This is a genomic window from Arthrobacter sp. NPDC093128 (assembly GCF_040683875.1).
Lineage (GTDB): Bacteria > Actinomycetota > Actinomycetes > Actinomycetales > Micrococcaceae > Arthrobacter.
The window spans coordinates 23,919-41,005 of record NZ_JBFBEY010000005.1 but is presented as its reverse complement, the minus strand read 5'-3'; the positions used below and the strand labels follow the sequence as shown (position 1 = coordinate 41,005).

Here is a 17,087-nt window from a genome sequence, read left to right as displayed (position 1 = left end):
GTATTTCGTGCGAGAACTGAGAGAGGGTGCGGCTGTGGCAAGCTGGTCCGGTGACCTCCGAGCAACGTAACCTGCCCGCCCTGCTGACTCTCGACGTCGACGGCGGGACGTTCCGACTCCGGCCCGCGACGCGGGCCGACCTGCCCCGAATCCTGGAGCTCCTGGCTGACGACCGGCTGGGTGCAAACCGCGAGGACACCTCGGACATGGCCCCGTACGAGCGGGCCTTCGAAGCGATCGACGCCGACACCGCCCATCTGTTGGCGGTGGGCGAGCTCCTTCGGGAAGGCGAGGCCGCCGGGCAGGTCGTGGCCACGTTCCAGCTCAGCTTCCTACCCGGCCTTTCCCGCCGCGGTTCCTGGCGCAGCCAGATCGAGGCCGTCCGGGTTGCGGCACAGGTGCGCGGCCTCGGGATCGGCGCCGCCATGGTCACCTGGGCTGCCGGGGAGTCGCGCCGCCGGGGATGCTCGCTGATGCAGCTCACCACGGACAAATCCCGCACGGACGCCCACCGCTTCTACGAACGCCTGGGCTTCGCAGCCAGCCACGAAGGCATGAAGCTTACGCTCTAGCTGCGTCGAACGCAGAAAGGCCTTTGACTCTTAGGCTCCCTAACTGTTAGGCTACCTAACTATGAGTCATCCCCAACAAACGCCGACCGCGCTGCAGTCCCTCGCGCAGGATTTCCGCGAGGCGCTCCGTCACAGTGTTTACCTGGTCCGCCGCCTCGACGCGGATGGCGAACTCAGCGCCGCGCAGCTCAGTACGCTGAAGATGCTGCTCCATGACGGCGTCCGCGTCGGCGAGATCGCCCGGAACCTGGGCGTCAAGGTGCCCAGCGCCACCGAGCAGATCATCAAGCTGGAGAAATCCGGACTCGTGCGCCGAGACCCGGACCCCCTCGATTCCCGCGCCGTCCGGGTTGTGCTGACCACGGAAGGCCGTGCCGCCGTCGACTCCGCCAACGAGCGGCGCAACGCCGTGATGGCGGAAATCCTGGTGACGCTTAGCGACAGTGAGCGGCAGGCCCTCGCCGCGGCCCTGCCCGTGATCGAAAAAATCAACGGCACACTTCACAACTGATACCCAAGACTTAGGAGTGCCCCCATGGAAGGCCAGCTCGCCGCCACGCGGCCAGCAGTAGAAGAAACCCTCGAGGCCGAAAAGGCCTCCCTGCTCAAACAGCCGAAGGCCGTATGGGCCACAGCCCTCGCCGCGGTGTTCGCGTTCATGGGCATCGGCCTGGTGGATCCGATCCTCCCGGCGATCGCCAAGAACCTGGACGCCACGCCCAGCCAGGTCTCGCTCCTGTTTACGAGCTACTTCCTGGTCACTGCGGTGGCCATGTTGATCACCGGCTACGTGTCCTCCCGGATCGGCGGCAAAAAGACCTTGCTTATCGGCCTGGCCGTGATTGTGGTCTTCGCCTCGCTCTCCGGGTTGTCCGGCAGCGTGGGCGAACTGATCGGCTTCCGCGCGGGCTGGGGCTTGGGCAACGCACTCTTCGTGGCCACCGCCCTGGCAGTCATTGTTGGCGTGGCAAGCGGCGGTGCCGGAACGGCGATCATCCTGTACGAGGCGGCGCTTGGCCTGGGCATTTCCCTCGGCCCGCTCCTCGGCGCCTTGCTCGGCGGCTGGCAGTGGCGGGCACCGTTCTTCGGGACCGCCGTGCTCATGGCGGCAGCCTTTATCGCGCTCATCGCGTTGTTGCCCAAAACCCCGCTGCCCGAGCGGAAGGTCCGGCTCCGCGACCCGCTACTGGCTTTGGGGCACAAGGGACTGCGGACGACGGCGGCCAGCGGCCTGTTCTACAACTACGGCTTCTTCACCATCCTCGCCTTCACGCCTTTCATCCTGGGCATGGACGCCTACGGCATTGGCGGGGTGTTCTTCGGCTGGGGCGTGGCCGTCGCGGTCTTCTCGGTATTCGTGGCGCCCGTGCTGCAGAACCGCTTCGGCGCCACCCGGGTGGTGATCGGCACGCTCGCTGTCCTCATGCTGGACCTGGCAGGGCTGGGACTGGCCGCCGGGCACTCGGTGCCCGCCGTCGTCGTCCTGGTGGTGCTCTCCGGGGCGCTGCTGGGCATCAACAACACGGTCTACACGGAACTGGCCATGGGCGTCTCCGACTCGCCGCGCCCGGTTGCGTCGGCCGGCTACAACTTCGTGCGCTGGATGGGCGGCGCATTGGCCCCGTTCGCCGCCGCGCAGCTCGGTGAGAACTTCGGTCCGCAGGTCCCGTTCTTCGCCGGAGCGCTGGCCATGGTGGTCGCCATCGCGATTGCCTTCGGCGGCCGACGGTTCCTGGCCGCCCACGAACCGCACGTTGTTTGACCGGAGCTGTTGCACGAGGGACAGCTACAGCCCATGTTCTTCGCGAACATGGGCTGTCGCCTTTTGCACCAGCGGTCTATGGGCGGGATGGGATCGGTGCCGATGGTTCGGGCGCCGATGGTTCCACCGTCAGAACCCCGTTTTAGTACCGGAGGTGTAGGCGGTTGTGCTGATGGGGTTGCCGGCGAGGTCGGTGAGGGTGGGCATCGGGGTATATGCAGGGTAGTCGAAGATGCCGGTACCAAGGGTTCCGGTGCCATTTTTCGTGCTTCCGAGCTTGATGATCAGAGAATTCGTCGCAGGGTTCCAGCTGACGGTGCTCACGTTGGCGTTGACGCCGGCGAACACGACGGCTGTGGTGGTCGCCGCATAGTCGGCGTCAGCTCCGAGCGATATGGCCCCAATATTCAGCGTACAACTCTTGCTGACCACTGCCAGGGTGTTTGCGGTGGTGCTGTGACTGACTGTCACCGAAACGTCGTTGTTGGCGCTGAGCGTTTGGATACCGTTATTGTCCCAGACGGAGCAGAACTTGCTGGCGTCCATGGCCTCGGAGTACTGGATTGTCAGGGTATCACCGGCATCCGCGGTGCCGACCGCGCCGCCGTTCATGAGTCTGACGGCATTTGCGGTGGTGCTCATCGTAGGGACAACCGCATCCTTGCTATTCGGACCCGGGGAAGTGTAGGTCGGTCCGGTGTTGCCCGCAAGGTCCGCAGCGGCCGCGGTGTAGGTGATCTGGCCGTCGCTGAATGAGGTCAGGTTGAGGCCGGTGACGGTCCAGGCGCCGGTCCCGGACGCCACGGCAGTTCGGCTCACCGTGTGCCCGGCGGTGTCGGCGACGGTGAGGCTCACCGTTGCTCCGGCCTCAGAGGTGCCGGTGACCTGGACGCTGGCTGCCGTCGCGCTGTTGACGTAGGGCGGTGCGTTCAGTCCCGGGGCGACAGGGGCGACAGTGTCTTTCGTTCCGGTGGCCACGGCGGGTGACGCGCTGTTGCCAGCGGCGTCGGTTGCGGCCACTGAGTAGCTGACGGTTCCTTGGTTGAGGGTGGAGAGGTTTAGGGCCGTGAAGGACCACGCGCCGGTTCCGGAGGCAGTTGTCGTTGCGGTCAGGTTGTGAGCGGCGCCGGGATCCTTGACCGTGAGGGTGAGCGATGCTCCGGCCTCAGCGGTGCCGCTGACCGGTACGGCGGTAGCATTGGCGTTGTTGACGTAGGCCGGAACGCTGAGCGTCGGGACAGCGGGGGCAATGGTGTCTTTGATATCAGTGGCCGTGGTGGCGGTGCCCGTGTTACCGGCGGCGTCGGTCGCCACGGCGGAGTAACTCACTGTTCCTTGCGAGAGGGCGCTTAGATTCGGGGTGACGGACCAGGATCCAGTGCCGGAGGCGGTGGTTGTCGCGGTGACGGTGTGCACGGAGCCGGCATCATGGACGGTGAGCGAGACGGTGCTGCCGGGTTCGGCGGTGCCTATGACCGGGACGGCGGTGACGTTGGTGCTGTTGACGTACGCGGGCACGCTGAGCGAGGCCACGCCCGGTGCCGCTGTGTCGATCCTGATATTCCGGGTCTGGGTGGTGCTGGCGTTGCCGGCGTTGTCGGCCGCTGAGTAGGAGACGGTGTGGTTGCCGTCGCCAGTGACGGGAATGGCTGTCGTGGCGGCGTTCACTGTGACAGAGGCGCCGGCGTCCAAGGTATAGGTAATGGAGGCGACGCCGGAGCCATTAGCGCCGTCGTCGGCGCTGATTGTCAGGGTCACGGGGCTGGTGTTGTTCCAGCCTGCGGCATTGGGGGTCGGCGAGATCGAGGTGGTGACAGTCGGGGCGGCCGAGTCGCTGCTCACGCCGTCACTGCGGGGGCTTTCCGCGCCCGTCCACAATGCTATGGCGGGTGTCACGGTGTAGTACCAGATGCCGCCCGGAACGTTTTGTTCGGTGCAGCTGAGGGCCGTCACGGTCCCTGCGCAGGCGCCGGTGGCCGGAATTCCTGACCCGCCCGTGGCCGCCGAGTATCTTGTCACGGCGTATCCTGTCGCGGGGCGTCCGGCGGCCGTGGCGCTAGCGGGCCAGGTGACGGACAGGGCAGCTCCGGTGGCGGCGACGGCGGGCTTCGCAGCGGGGGAGAGTGAATCCGCGGCCGCACCGGCGAAGTTGCTGCTGCTGACGGATTCCCAGAACGCATGGGCGGCCGGGCTGAGACCGGCCGAGAGGAGCAGGATCCCCGGCAAGACCCATGGTGCCCGCCTGAACAGGCCCCGCGGATGCCGTGGTTCGGGCTGTTGCGTGAGAGTCATTTGCGTACCGCCAATGTGACTGGGAGGTGGAAAGCGGCGCCCTGGCAAGCCGACTGCGAGGTCGCGTCCATGGCGGCCGCCCCGGAAAGAGTCACCAGCGATGTCGAATTCGCCGCGATGAACGTTTCGGGCGATGCGGGAGAGCCCGTTCCGGTGAACGTGACCCCCGTGGTAGTGCAGCCCGGGTGGGTACTGTCGGCGGCGGCAGGGCCGTTGGCAGAGACGTTGTACACCTGCACCGGATAGGGGTTGGGGTTCGTCACCCGCACGATGACGTCCGCGGTTCCTCCGGGCATCAGGCTCGACTGCGGACTGTCACCGGCGACCAGTGCGTCCACCGTGACAGTCTGCATGGTTGCGGCCGCCGCGGAGCCGGCCCCTGCGCCGCCGCTGGCCCAGTAGGCGTAGGCGGCCCCGGTCCCGAGAGCCAGGGTAAGCACGCCGGCCAGGGACGCGGCCTTGATGCCCAGGCGCCCGTTGCCTGTGGTCCATCCGATGGTGGTCATCTCAGTTCCCCTGTCCTGATCCTGAGTACTGCAGCTGCAGGGTTGCGCCTTTGCAGCCGTCCTGGTTCCTGCCTGTATCGAGCATTCCGATCCTCGGCCAACTGGGTGAGGCCAGACCGAGTCCGGCGAGCGAGCTGCCGCCGCGCGGGACCGAAAGCGGATACGGTCCGCTGTACTGCGTCACGATGTAATCCGCCACGGAGCAGGGCAGGTTGAGCCGGACGGCATCCGCCGTCCGGCTCACGCCGGCAAGTGAAACGGAGATGTTGCTCAGCGACAGTGGCTTGGTGGTGGGGTTGGAGATCTGCAGATCCAGGGCAACCGAAGAGCCGGGGGCCAAAAGTCCGGGCAGGCTTCCCGAGAGCGTGAATTGCTTCACGGTGGAGTCGAGAACCAGTTGCGCGTTGGTATAGGCGGACTGCACTTTGCCGGCGGCGTCAGGCGCGGAGGCGCCGAGAACCAGGTTGTATGTCCCGTCTTTGGAACCGGCCGTTGTGGTTATCTGCAAAGTTGCGGACCCGCCGGTGACCGGGTTGGGCGAGAAGGTCGCCGTTGCTCCTGTCGGCAGGCCGCCGAGGACACTGAGGGCGACGGGTCCGGTGATGTTGGTGCGTGTGAGCGCCAGGGTGTACGCGGCGGTTGCGCTGGGCGGGACGGTGACCGAAGCCGGTGTGGCGGCGACGGATAGGGACCCCGAGGTCCGGGAATTAACCGTGAGGCCGGCTGTGACGCTGCCGCTGGTCTTGCCGCTGCTCGCTGTGATGGTCAGGGTGTTCGTGGACGCCGGCGTGGTGGAGGCCGTCGCGATGGTCATGGTGGCGGTCGATGTGCCGCCCGGGGCCAGGGTCACCGATGCCGGAGAGAACGCGGCCGATGAGCCGGCCGGAAGCCCTCCGACAGTGAGTCCCACAGGGCCGGTGAAGCCGCCAGTGGAAGTCACGGAGACAACATAGCCGACGGTCTGCCCCTGCTGGGTGGATTGGCTTGCCGGGGAAGTCTGCACGGTAATGCCGGGCTTGGGGTTCGGGCTGGCCGCGAACAGGGCAGCCGAGGGCATAACCATCACCAGTATGCCAATGAGCAGAGCGTTGATAAACGCCCGCAGGGAAAGCCGTGCCTGCCTGGGTTGGATCTTCACCCTCTTGCCCCTTCCTGCGAGTTGTAACGGTGGCGAACCGGGGGCCGGCTGTCGAAGCCGGCCCCCGGTAGGTTGACGAGCGTGCGGACTTACTCGCTGGTGACGTTGACGGTGATCGTGGCGTCCTTGCAGGGATCCTGGTCGACGTTGACGTCTTTGAACGTCAGTGTGCCCTCGCCAAGGGTCACAGTGGCGTTGGCACCCAGGCCCGTAGTCCCGGTCGGTGCAGTTACCGTGAACCAGGCCGGGAGGCAGCCCGCGACCCCGGTCGTCACGGTCGCGCCGAGTGCGCTGACCGTCGTGCTGCTGGAGTTAGGATTGCTCGCGGTGTAGGTGACGATCCTCGTTCCGCCCGGGGCGATGCCGGCGCCGAAGCTGGCGCCCAGCAGGACCGACTCGGTTCCGGGGGACGTCGCCGCAGATCCCGAACCCGTGCCCGTGGCGCTCCAGTAGGCGTAGGCTGCGCCGCCGCCGACTGCCACGAGTGCCACGGAAGCCGCTGCTGCCGCGATCTTGTTCTTTTTGGTCATTTTTCGCATGGAAAAGACTCCTCGTTTGATGAGACTGGTAATGCGTTCCCCCAGGATGGCCCCAGTCCTGCAGGCGCCGGTCGGTGGATCGATGACCCAATGTTTGCCGGAAAAAACAGGGCGAACAACACGTGCCGGTACTCGTCTTTTCTCATGACATAGGCCTCGCTACTTGCTTTCCCCTAACGGATACTCGATCCATGCACGGCAGTGTATTTATGCAACTCCTGTCACATGAGGCGCCGGCAAGTGACACCTGCCCGCCGACATAAAGGGATTCGGATCCCGTACGTACCGTCAGCCTCTTGATTCAGGGAAGAAGCCAAGTACGCGTTCAACGCGTGCTCGGGGGTCCCTTCCCGGGTAATAAAATTGCTTCCGCGTCGGGGCGGAGCAGGGGCTCGCCGTCGTCACATCTCCGCTACCCGGGATGGTTGGCAGACAGTCCTTGATTGCAGGTAAGGCCCATGTTCGTCATGAACATGGGCCTTATCTGTCCGCTCGCGCTGGGCGGGGAACGGGAGTCCGCTCGCGCTGGGCGCGGGAGCAGGAGTTGCGGAGCTTAGACCTTGACGGTCCCCTTCGGCACGAAGAGCGTCTCCGCCTGCTCCAGGGACATGCCGTTGGTCTCCGGCACCTTGAACATCACGAAGAAGAACGACGCCGCCGCGAACGCCGCGTACATGGCGTACGTCAGCGGCAGCGAGGCTGCCGCCATCACGGGGAAGCTCAGGGTGATGGCGAAGTTGGCGATCCACTGCGCGGCCGCGGCCAGGCCCAGGGCGCGGGCGCGGATCCGGGACGGGAAGATCTCGCCAAGCAGCACCCACACCAGCGGTCCCCAGGAGGCGCCGAAGCTGATCACGAAGACGTTGGCGGCCACCAGGGCAACAGGACCCCAGGCGCCGGGCAGCGAGATTTCCTCACCGGATCCGTTGGCCGAGGCGAACGCCAGGGCCATGGCGCCGAGCGAAACAGCCATGCCGATGGAGCCTGCCAGCAGGATGGGGCGCCGGCCGATGCGGTCCACCAGGGCAATGGCCACGAGCGTGACCAGGATGTTGGTGATGGACGTGGCCACCGAAATGGTGAGCGAGTCCTTCTCCTGGAAGCCAACGGCCTTCCACAGGGTGGTGGAGTAGTAGAAAATCACGTTGATGCCCACGAACTGCTGCAGCACGGACAGCGTGATGCCGATCCACACCACGGCCTGCAGGCCAAAGACCTTGCCGCGGAGCGAGCCCTTCTGGCCGGCGAGCTTGTCCTCCTCGATGGCGGACTGGATTTCGCGGATGTGGCGGTCGGTGTCCTCGGACGGGGCGATCGTTTCGAACACCTTGCGAGCCTCGTCCTCCTTGCCCTTGAAGACCAGGAAGCGCGGCGATTCGGGCAGGGTGTATGCGATCCAGCCGTAGACGACGGCGGGTACGGCGCCGGCGAGGAACATCCAGCGCCACGCTTCGATGCCGAGCCAGAGCGCCTGGTCCGCCCCGCCCGCGGTGGTGGCGAACAGGGCGTCGGAGAGGAGGGCGGCAAAAATACCCGTGGTGATGGCGAGCTGCTGGAGCGACGCGAGCCGGCCGCGGACGTGCCGCGGCGAGATCTCGGAGATGTAGGCGGGGGCAATGACGGAGGCCAGGCCGATGCCGAGGCCGCCCACCAGGCGCCAGAAGATCAGGTCCCAGACGCCGAACGCGAAGCCGGTGCCGACAGCGCTGACGAGGAACAGGACGGCGCCGAGCTTCATGGCCGGGATGCGGCCGTACTTGTCGGCCACCTTGCCCGCCAGGTAGGCGCCGGCGGCGCAGCCGAGGAGCGCGACGGCCACGGCGAAGCCGGTGACGGCCTCGCTCAGGGCGAATTCGTCCTTGATGGCGTCCACCGCCCCGTTGACAACGGAGGAATCAAAGCCGAAGAGGAACCCGCCCACCGCTCCCGCGATTGCGAGGCCGATCACCTTGCGGGGAACGCCTGGGCGGCCTTCGGTGCTGGATGTGGACATGGATCTCCCTCGGGATTCTTGCTGCGTTGGGTTTTTAGCTGTGCGGACATCGTTGACCACGGAACCGGCCCTGCTGGCCGGCGCACACGCGCTAAACAGTGTGCCACTTCACGCTGTGAGGTTCCACTTTGGGACGGAGGCCGACGACGGGCGGCCGTTCCGCCGTCGGACAACACGGCCGGAAAACACGGCCAGAGATGACAACGGGAGGCAGCCTAAGAGACTGCCTCCCGTGACGTCTGCGAACGTGGTGACTTAGTGCGCGGCCACCGTTTCTGCTTGTGCTCCCTGGGCAGTGGCCTTCGGATCCGTCAGCTTCTTGTTCGGCAGCGCGAAGCTGATCAGGAAGGCTACCCCGGTGAGTACAGCCGCGGTGAGCATTACGGCGTCGATCGACTGCGCGAAGCCCTCGGTGATGGGACGGGTCAGCGTGCTGTTGGCCGTGTGCAGCCAGCTGGTGTCGTTGAGGGAATCGTTGGTGGCGCCGTTCTGGAAGAACTCGTAGAGCTTGGCGTTGGCGGGGTCGGCGGCCACCGCGGGGTCCTTGAGGACCTTCAGGTAGTCGGCGTTCTGCATGGCATCCTTCATGCCCGCGGCGATGCGGTCCGCTGCCATGCTGAAGAGCAGTGAGATGAAGACCGCTGTGCCCACAGCGCCGCCCATGGACCGGAAGAACGCGGCCGAGGACGTGCCTACGCCCATGTCCTTGGGCGGAACGGAAACCTGCATGGCCAGCGTGAGCGGCTGCATGCAGAAGCCCAGGCCCAGGCCGAAGAACACGGCGATGACGCCCGGCACCCAGAGCCCGGTGTCCACGCCGAGCGAGAATCCCATCACGGTGGCGGCGGCGGTCAGTACCGCCGTGCCCAGGATGGGGAAGATCCGGTAGGTGCCCGACGCCGAGATGGTCCGTCCGGCGGTGATGGAACCGGTGAGGATGCCCACAGTGAAGGTGATCATCATCAGGCCGGCCTCGGTGGGGGTGAGGCCCTTGACCAGCTGGAGGTACATCGGGAGCATCGCGATGGCGCCGAACATGCCGATGCCGATGATGAAGTTCAGCAGCGAGGACAGCCCGAAGGTGAGGTTCCGGAAGAGCCGGAGCGGGATCAGGGCGTAGTCACCGGCGCGCTTCTCGGCCAGCAGGAACGCGATGATGCCCACCACGCCCAGGCCGATGCACAGCAGGGACGCCGCCGAGGTCCAGCCCCAACTACGGCCCTGTTCAGCGACCAGGAGCAGCGGGACGATGGCCAGCGTGATGGCGGCCGCCCCCCAGTAGTCGATCTTTTGCTTCACGTGCTTGGCGGGCAGGTGCAGGTAGAGGAACACAACGGCCAGGGCAGCCAGGCCGATGGGCAGGTTGATGAAGAACACCCAGCGCCAGCCGTCGAACCCCAGGATGTTCGCGGAGCCGGCGAAGGCGCCGCCCACCACCGGGCCCAGCACGGAGGAGATCCCGAAGACGGACATGAAGTAGCCCTGGAACTTGGCCCGGTCCTTCAGTGCCACAATGTCGCCGATGATGGTCAGCGCGAGGGCCAGCAGGCCGCCTGCGCCCATGCCCTGGATGCCGCGCGCGATGGCCAGTTCGGTCATCGAGTGCACCGATCCCGCGTACAGGGATCCGGCCAGGAAGATCACGATGGCGGCCAGGTAAAGCGGGCGGCGGCCGAAGATGTCGCTGAGCTTGCCGTACAGCGGGGTGCTCACCGTGGAGGTGATGAGGTACGCCGTGGTGGCCCAGGCCTGCAGCGAGAGCCCGTCGAGGTCGTTGGCGATGGTGTAGATCGACGTGGACACGATGGTCTGGTCCAGCGACGAGAGGAACATGCCGAGCATGAGACCCACCATCACTGTGATGGTCTGACGCTTCGTCAGGACGTCCCCGGCTACGGGCCCGGCGGCGGTTTTGGACATGACTGCTCCATTACGAAGAAGGGGAATTAAGCTTGATAGTTGCTTTCAGTAACTATCTTACTTTGCGATTTGTTCCCGCCGGCTCTCCGAAATGAAGAATTTACGTCAGCGCTCCACCAGGATCCCGTCCGGATCGCACCAGATCATGGCACCGGGCCGCACCGTCACGCCGTCAATCTCCAGTTCCACATCCGTCTCGCCGGCGCCCTCCTTGGCGCTCTTGCGCGGGTTGCTGCCCAGCGCCTTAACCCCGAGCGGCAGGTCCGCCAGGACCTCGCGGTCCCGGACGGCACCGTTGATCACGACGCCGGCCCAGCCGTTGGCCACGGCGCTCGCCGCGATCATGTCCCCCATGAGCGCGGTTCGCAGCGAACCGGCGCCGTCCACCACCAGCACGGCGCCGTTGCCCGGAGTTCCGAGGGTGGACTTGACCAGCGCGTTGTCCTCAAGGCACCGGATGGTGCGGACCGGCCCGCTGAAGTGCGACAGCCCGCCCAGGGACTGGAACTGGAGCGCGATGGAATCGAGTTCCTCGCCCCGCTCGTCGTAGAGATCTGCGGTATTGATGCGGCGGCTCTCGTCGGCGTCGAGGTTGTCGGGGGTGTCTGCGGGGGAATCTGCGGGCGAAGCGGTCATTGGTCCTCCTCGGAATGCGTGTGGCCAACCCGGTACGGGCTGTGCTGCTCACGATAGTCTGAAACCACACCGACCATCAGTTCATGGGGGAGCCGCAATGAGCCTGTCCGACCTGCCGGGGCACGTCCCAGACCCTTCCGCCGTTGCCGCGTCCTCCGGGGGTGGTTCGACCGCGGCGCTCGCCGAACCGGAGCGGAAGGTCACCGCGCGCTGGGTGACCGGCTTGGTCCTCGTCAACGTCGGCATCAACGCCGCCTTCTTCGGGCCCATCAACGTCTTCATTGGCCAGCAGGCCATCAGCATCGATGCACCCAGCAAAGAAGCGATCTATTCGATCGTCACCAGCTGCGGTGCCGCGGTTTCACTGGTGGCCAATCCGCTGTTCGGCGCCCTGTCCGACCGTACGGTCTCCGGCTTCGGCCGGCGTGCCCCGTGGGTTTTGGCCGGGGCCATCCTGGCGACGGCGGCGCTGCTGGCGATGTCCGGAGCCGCGACCGTTGCCTTGATGCTGTTGTTCTGGTGCCTGGTCCAGCTCGGTGCGAACGCCGCGTACGCCGCCATCACGGCAGCCGTTCCGGACCGCGTTCCGGTGCCTCAGCGCGCCACCGTTGGCGGGTTGGCCGCCATGGGCCAGACTGTTGGCATCCTTATCGGCGCCGTCTTTGGTGCGGTGGTCTCCGGGAACTACATGGTGGGGTACTGGCTCTGTGCCGCGGCCCTCGTGCTGTCAGTTTTGCCGTACCTGTTCCACCGGAACGATCCTGTGCTGCCACTGTCCGCACGCCCACCGTTCCAGCTGAAGGCCTTCGCCCGGGGTTTCTGGATCAGCCCGGCACGGCACCCGGACTTTGCCTGGGCATGGCTCACGCGCTTCCTGATGAACGTGGGCAACCAGCTGACCATCGTTTACCTGCTTTTCTTTCTCCGGGACATCATTGGCCACGAGAACCCGGCCCTGGGCGTGCTGGTCCTTACCGGCATCTACGCGGTCCTGGTGATTATCACCGCCGTGCTGGCCGGACCGTGGAGCGACCGTGTAGGCAAGCGCAAGCCCTTCGTGATCGGGTCATCCGTAGCCATCGCCATGGCAGGACTCATCATGGCCTTCTTCCCTGTCTGGCCCGGTGCACTGGCCGGCGCTGCCGTGCTGGGGATCGGCTTCGGCGCCTACCTGGCGGTGGATTTTGCCCTGCTGACGCAAGTCCTGCCGCAGGCGGCGGACAGGGGCAAGGACATGGGGGTCATCAACGTGGCCGCTTCCCTGCCGCAGGTGTTTGCCCCGACGCTCGCCTTCCTGTCCATCCAGTACTTCGGCGGATATGTCACGCTGTTTTCCGCTGCCGCGGTCATCGGCCTGCTGGGCGCCGTGTTCGTGGTGAAGATCAAGGGTGTGGCGTAAACGCGGCACGCCCGGCCGCGTCCGGGAGCACATCGTTTTGAGTTATTGGCGCACGGATTGGCTCAAGAAGGGTGCCGTATAGTGGACTCGAATTGCTGCGGCAGTGCTGTGATGGGGATCGCCTGACCGCTGTACGAAACCCACTCCCGGAACGCTGCTGATGCTCGAACTCAATTCGGAACTTCCGCCCATGGCCGCCCCGCCGACCCTGCCCAGGCAGCAGATCCGCTATGCCCGGATCCTCGATGCCGCTGCCGGATTCGCCCGCAAGGGGCTGGATTCGGTAAGCCTGTCCGAGGTGTCCGCCAAAGCCAATGTCCCGCTGGGAACCCTGTACCGGTACTTTCCCTCCGCCACCCACCTCATGCTCGGGCTGTTCCGGAAGCAGTTGGGCGAACTCCAGGTCGGAAGCTGGCCGGAGACCGGCGGCAGCCGCGTCCATACCCTGGCAGGCGTGGTGATGGAGATTTTCCACATGCGGCTGATGCAGCCGGCGGTTGAGCAGTGCCTGAGCCAGTGCGTTTACGCGAAGGGGAAAGACACTACCGTCCTCCTGCGGGAGATCGACATCCTTGCCGAGCAGGCCGTCACGGTGGCAAGCGGTGACGCCGCCAAGTCCCGGGTGCTGCTGCTGACCGTCTCCGGCCTGGTGCAGGCAGTCCGCTGCCGCCGGCTGTCGCTCTTCGAAGCCGAAGAAGACCTGAAGAAAGCGTGCTCGCTCCTCACCAGGTGCTAGCGGACACGTAACCGGTCTAGACCATCAGGCGTGCTTTTATGGTCATTCTTAGTGATCTGGATCACTTGAAATGTAGAAAAAACGATTTATCACGGCCGGTGGTCGGCCCAGTGTCCGTTCGGCCGCCGCCCGTCTGTTTACCATTGAAGAACCGGAGCGGCTAGCAGCCCGTACCTTGCAGGAGCTTCACGGCGGTCCCGCCATCCATTGGGCCGCAGAATTTCCAGCCTGCCCATCTTGAGCCTCCTATGTGCTTGAGTTTCATTGTGCCGTGCGCCCACGGCTAGCCCCAGGAGACAACGACGTGTCCATTGAAATCATCACTCCCGCTGACAGCTCCGCCGCTTCCGCCGAGGAGTCCACTGTGCTGACGGACCAGGAGATCTTTGAAGCCCACCAGGGCGGCAAGCTGTCCATCTCCAGCACGGTCCCGCTCGCCAGCAAGCGCGATCTTTCCATTGCCTACACTCCGGGTGTTGCCCAGGTCAGCCGCGCCATCCACGCCGACCCCGAGCTCGCCAAGACCCTCACCTGGGCCCAGCGCCTGGTTGTTGTGGTCAGCGACGGCACCGCAGTGCTGGGCCTCGGCAACATCGGCCCCAGCGCGTCCCTGCCCGTCATGGAGGGCAAATCCGCCCTGTTCAAGTCCTTCGGCGACCTTGACTCCATCCCGCTGGTCCTCAACACCACCGACGTGGACGAAATCATTGAGACCCTGGTCCGCCTGCGCCCCAGCTTCGGCGCCGTGAACCTGGAGGACATCTCCGCGCCGCGCTGCTTCGAGCTCGAAGAAAAGCTCATCGAGGCCCTGGACTGCCCGGTCATGCACGATGACCAGCACGGCACCGCCGTCGTGGTCCTGGCCGCGCTGACCGGCGCCGCCAGGGTGACCGGCCGCGAACTCGAAGGACTCCGTGTGGTGGTCTCCGGTGCGGGCGCCGCGGGCATCGCCGTCGCCGAAATCCTGCTCACCGCAGGCATCCAGGACGTTGTCCTGCTCGACTCGCGCGGCGTCATCAACAAGGACCGTGCGGACATCGCCGCCGACGCCACCAGCAAGAAGGCGCAGATGGCGCAGCGCAGCAACCCCCGCGGCATCACCGGCGGACCCGGCGAGGCCCTGCTCGGTGCCGATGTGTTCATCGGCGTCTCGTCCTCCCAGCTGGCCGAGGAGCACCTGAAGCTCATGAACCACAGCTCCATCGTGTTCGCACTGTCCAACCCGGACCCCGAAGTCCTGCCGGAGGTTGCCTCCCGCTACGCCGCCGTGGTGGCCACGGGACGCAGCGATTTCCCCAACCAGATCAACAACGTGCTCGCCTTCCCGGGAATCTTCCGCGGCGCGCTGGACGCCGGTGCCCGCCGGATCACCCCCGCCATGAAGCTTGCCGCCGCCCGCGCCATTGCTGAACTGGCCGAACCGGAGCTGTCCGCTGACTACATCGTGCCCAGCCCGCTGGACCCGCGCGTGGCGCCGGCTGTTTCCGCAGCCGTGGCCGCAGCGGTCGAAGCGGAGTAACTGCGGAATACTCCGCCAGGAAGTTCGACGGCGGCGCCTCCCGTGCTGGGGAGGCGCCGCCGTTGTTGTCTTAAGCGTCGCGGCCGATAAGCGTCGCTGCCTTTGAAGGCATGATGTCCTGGGTGGAACCCTAGACTGAGGGGCATGAACCCCGAGATCCTCGTGACCGTCCTCTGCGGCCTGGCCATCCTGGTGGGCGTGGCCGGCACCGTTATCCCCGTGCTGCCCGGCAGCATCCTCATTGGCCTCAGTCTGCTGGCCTGGGCAATCTGGGGCGGCGCCGGGACGGCCGGCTGGGTAGTGTTCGGCGTGGGCCTGGCGTTTGTGCTGGCGGGAATGGCTGCCAGCGCCGTGCTCACGGGACGCAAGCTCAGGGAACACCGGATCCCCAGCCGCAGCGTGGTGGTGGGGCTGGTCTTTGGCGTGGTGGGCATGTTCCTCATCCCCGTGGTGGGACTCTTTGTGGGCTTCGCGGCCGGCCTGCTGCTCAGCGAATCGCACCGCACGCGTGATTTCAGGACCGCCGTGACCACCAGCTGGGCGGCCCTCAAGGCCACCGGGCTGGGCATGCTGGTGGAGTTCGGCCTGGCCTGCCTTGCCGCGAGCACCTGGGTGATCGGCGTCTGGGTGGCCGCGGTCAGCTAACCCTCCCAGCGGCTGCCAAGCGGGCACCACTAGCATGGAAGGATGAGCGCCGGACAGACCTCAGGACCGATCTATCGCGACAACCGTGACCTCACCCCGTTCGGCAGCGCGCAGGTCCGCACCTCGGTGCGTGACATCGCCGACGGCGTGGGCGGAATCCTGCACAGTGCCCTAGGCGGCCGAGGCAATGCGCTCCTCAGTGTGGATGGCCCCCTCCCGAGGCTCAGACGGCTTCCCGGGAAGACCGCCAGGGCCGTGTACGACGCGATCTTCCACAACACCGATCCCAGCCGACTGATCGCTACAGGCCGTGACTACCCCGGGTGGGCCGGGCTTTGCTACGTGATGGCCGGGCTGCTCGCATACAAGCAGGGCGGCTACCTGCGTGCCGCGGAACTGCTCCAGCGGGGCCTCACCACCAGGAACGACGACGACGCCAACCAGTTCGCGTCCAGCTACCTGATGCGGGTGGTCACCAGGGTCGAAGTTGCCGAGCGCATCGACGTTCCGGTGCTGTTCAGCGAGGAAGCGGTGTTCCTGGCGCTTTCGCACTCGTTGCGGGAAACCGGCCACCTTGAGGCGGCGCTTCAAACCGTGGCCTCGCTGCCGCCGTCGCTGCCGGCCGCCCTTGCGCGGTGCTCTCTGGCGCACGCGATCGGCCGCGACAAGGAAGTGGTGGTCTGGACGGAAGGGCTGCTGAATGCGGATGACCTCTCCGCCGCGCTGCTGCTGATCCGGGCGCGTTCGCTCCGCAGGCTCGGGGCCCACACTTCCGCGCAGCAGGCGCTGAAGGAGGTACTGCGGCGCCGGAAGACTGACCTGGCCCTCCGGAATGACGCCCTGACCGACCGCGCCCTCCTGGTGCTGGATAACGGCCGCAAATCCCTCAACCCGCGCGACTGGCTGCGGGGCCGGCCTGCTGAACTCGAAACTTTCGAAGTCATCCGCAAGGACGTTGAAGAGCGCAGGCTCTGGGAACAGGAATGGAAGCAGCTGGACCGGGAATGACCCTGCCGGACCGGGAACAGGCTCTTGTGGGCGGTGGCGGGCCGCGGTACAACGGACCAATGAGCGATGCAATCAGGCAGTGGATGGAAAAGTACATCACGGCGTGGACCACCAATGAGCCGGACGACATCCGGGCGCTCTTCACAGAGGACGCGGTCTATGCCACCCGGCCCTACGACCCGGACGCGTGGCGCGGGCACGGACAGATCGTGGAGCACTGGCTGACCGAGGCGGATGAGCCCGAGGAGTGGACCTTCGAGTGGGAGCCGCTCGGTGCGGACGGCGACCTGCACTTTGTCCAGGGGCGCACCACGTATCTGGGGGACCGCCCCAGCTACGAGAACCTCTGGGTGGTCCGGCTCGCACCGGACGGCCGGGCCGCGGCCTTCACTGAATGGTTCATGGAACGCAGGCCTTGACCG

The 17,087-nt window shown here is 66.1% G+C and carries 16 protein-coding genes; 9 read left to right on the top strand and 7 right to left on the bottom strand.

All coding sequences use genetic code 11. The features are described 5' to 3' along the window. Positions 1-80 precede the first annotated feature (80 nt). From AB0N24_RS07450 to AB0N24_RS07440, 3 genes are all read left to right on the top strand, one after another. Positions 81-572, top strand: a complete 492-nt coding sequence (locus AB0N24_RS07450) for a GNAT family N-acetyltransferase (RefSeq protein ID WP_364122853.1) — start codon at positions 81-83, stop codon at positions 570-572. A 61-nt stretch (positions 573-633) separates the two neighbouring features. Then, positions 634-1,083, top strand: coding sequence for a MarR family transcriptional regulator (locus AB0N24_RS07445; RefSeq protein WP_364122475.1), 450 nt, complete (start codon positions 634-636; stop codon positions 1,081-1,083). Positions 1,084-1,107: 24 nt separating this feature from the next. After that, positions 1,108-2,334: an MFS transporter gene (locus AB0N24_RS07440; RefSeq protein WP_364122473.1), complete on the top strand. Its 1,227-nt coding sequence runs from the start codon at positions 1,108-1,110 to the stop codon at positions 2,332-2,334. A 129-nt stretch (positions 2,335-2,463) separates the two neighbouring features. On the opposite strand, the gene AB0N24_RS07435 is transcribed toward AB0N24_RS07440, so the two are convergent. The 7 genes from AB0N24_RS07435 to rraA form a co-directional block, all read right to left on the bottom strand. Beyond that, a complete protein-coding gene (locus tag AB0N24_RS07435) occupies positions 2,464-4,626 on the bottom strand; it encodes an Ig-like domain-containing protein (protein WP_364122471.1) in 2,163 nt (720 codons plus the stop codon). After that, positions 4,623-5,132 (bottom strand): hypothetical protein, encoded by a 510-nt coding sequence (locus AB0N24_RS07430; protein WP_364122469.1) that lies wholly within the window; start codon positions 5,130-5,132, stop codon positions 4,623-4,625. Before AB0N24_RS07430 ends, AB0N24_RS07435 begins: the two co-directional genes overlap by 4 nt. Before the next feature lies 1 nt (position 5,133). Continuing rightward, positions 5,134-6,270, bottom strand: coding sequence for a hypothetical protein (locus AB0N24_RS07425; protein WP_364122467.1), 1,137 nt, complete (start codon positions 6,268-6,270; stop codon positions 5,134-5,136). Positions 6,271-6,359: 89 nt separating this feature from the next. After that, positions 6,360-6,809, bottom strand: coding sequence for a hypothetical protein (locus AB0N24_RS07420; protein ID WP_364122465.1), 450 nt, complete (start codon positions 6,807-6,809; stop codon positions 6,360-6,362). Between the two features lie 553 nt (positions 6,810-7,362). Further along, the gene (locus AB0N24_RS07415; RefSeq protein ID WP_364122463.1) at positions 7,363-8,802 is read right to left on the bottom strand and encodes a sugar porter family MFS transporter; all 1,440 of its coding nucleotides are present in this window, start codon (positions 8,800-8,802) and stop codon (positions 7,363-7,365) included. A gap of 255 nt (positions 8,803-9,057) precedes the next feature. Next, on the bottom strand, positions 9,058-10,722 hold the full coding sequence (locus AB0N24_RS07410; RefSeq protein ID WP_364122461.1) for an MDR family MFS transporter: 1,665 nt from the start codon (positions 10,720-10,722) through the stop codon (positions 9,058-9,060). A 105-nt stretch (positions 10,723-10,827) separates the two neighbouring features. Further along, a complete protein-coding gene (gene rraA / locus AB0N24_RS07405) occupies positions 10,828-11,358 on the bottom strand; it encodes a ribonuclease E activity regulator RraA (protein WP_364122459.1) in 531 nt (176 codons plus the stop codon). Positions 11,359-11,455: 97 nt separating this feature from the next. Here rraA and AB0N24_RS07400 point away from each other — a divergent pair, with 97 nt between their 5' ends. The 6 genes from AB0N24_RS07400 to AB0N24_RS07375 all read left to right on the top strand — a co-directional run bounded on the left by AB0N24_RS07400 (position 11,456) and on the right by AB0N24_RS07375 (position 17,084). Beyond that, entirely contained in the window at positions 11,456-12,757 is a 1,302-nt protein-coding gene (locus AB0N24_RS07400; RefSeq protein ID WP_364122457.1) for an MFS transporter, read from the top strand. A 160-nt stretch (positions 12,758-12,917) separates the two neighbouring features. After that, a complete protein-coding gene (locus AB0N24_RS07395; RefSeq protein ID WP_364122455.1) occupies positions 12,918-13,493 on the top strand; it encodes a TetR/AcrR family transcriptional regulator in 576 nt (191 codons plus the stop codon). Between the two features lie 304 nt (positions 13,494-13,797). Further along, entirely contained in the window at positions 13,798-15,012 is a 1,215-nt protein-coding gene (locus tag AB0N24_RS07390) for an NADP-dependent malic enzyme (protein WP_364122453.1), read from the top strand. A gap of 144 nt (positions 15,013-15,156) precedes the next feature. Then, positions 15,157-15,657, top strand: coding sequence for a DUF456 domain-containing protein (locus AB0N24_RS07385; protein ID WP_214949131.1), 501 nt, complete (start codon positions 15,157-15,159; stop codon positions 15,655-15,657). Positions 15,658-15,699: 42 nt separating this feature from the next. Beyond that, on the top strand, positions 15,700-16,665 hold the full coding sequence (locus AB0N24_RS07380) for a hypothetical protein (RefSeq protein WP_364122451.1): 966 nt from the start codon (positions 15,700-15,702) through the stop codon (positions 16,663-16,665). Between the two features lie 59 nt (positions 16,666-16,724). Continuing rightward, positions 16,725-17,084 (top strand): nuclear transport factor 2 family protein, encoded by a 360-nt coding sequence (locus tag AB0N24_RS07375; protein ID WP_364122449.1) that lies wholly within the window; start codon positions 16,725-16,727, stop codon positions 17,082-17,084. Positions 17,085-17,087 lie beyond the last annotated feature (3 nt).